This window comes from Gluconobacter sp. P1D12_c (assembly GCF_018812105.1).
Taxonomy (GTDB): Bacteria; Pseudomonadota; Alphaproteobacteria; order Acetobacterales; family Acetobacteraceae; genus Gluconobacter; species Gluconobacter oxydans_A.
The window spans coordinates 1-431 of sequence record NZ_JACSIQ010000523.1 but is presented as its reverse complement, the minus strand read 5'-3'; the positions used below and the strand labels follow the sequence as shown (position 1 = coordinate 431).

Sequence of the window (431 nt, the reverse complement as noted above, 5' to 3'; positions counted from 1 at the left end):
GACGTACAATTTTCCAAATCTAAATTATCGATACTCGAATACAAACCATCCTTGTCACATTCTTCTAAATCTTTAACCCAAAGGCGTATCTCATCTTTATTGTCATTAACAAAAACACACTCGTAACAAAAATCATCCTCGTCATCGTTCAAATATTCGTTGAATCTTAAAAAACCATATCCCCTGCTTTCTATGTAATCCAAAAACAAAGAAGAATGCGAAGGAAGACAACGCAAATAATCTCTATAACTTTTCACATCCTTCACAGGAAAAGAATKGTCAATATAATGGTCATGCAAACAAGTCATGATATCGTAAGGCTTTTCCCAACCGCAATAAACCTCGACCCCATTCCCAAACATATAACGAATAGCCTTGGTCTCATAACGTGCCTTCAATCGCACAGCCTTTATATTGAACAGATTTTCAAG

1 protein-coding gene is annotated in these 431 nt (G+C 35.8%); it reads right to left on the bottom strand.

Annotated elements, in window-relative coordinates; genetic code table 11:
• On the bottom strand, positions 1 to 431 hold a 431-nt coding region (locus KP705_RS17975; RefSeq protein ID WP_215765277.1), incomplete at both ends, for a hypothetical protein.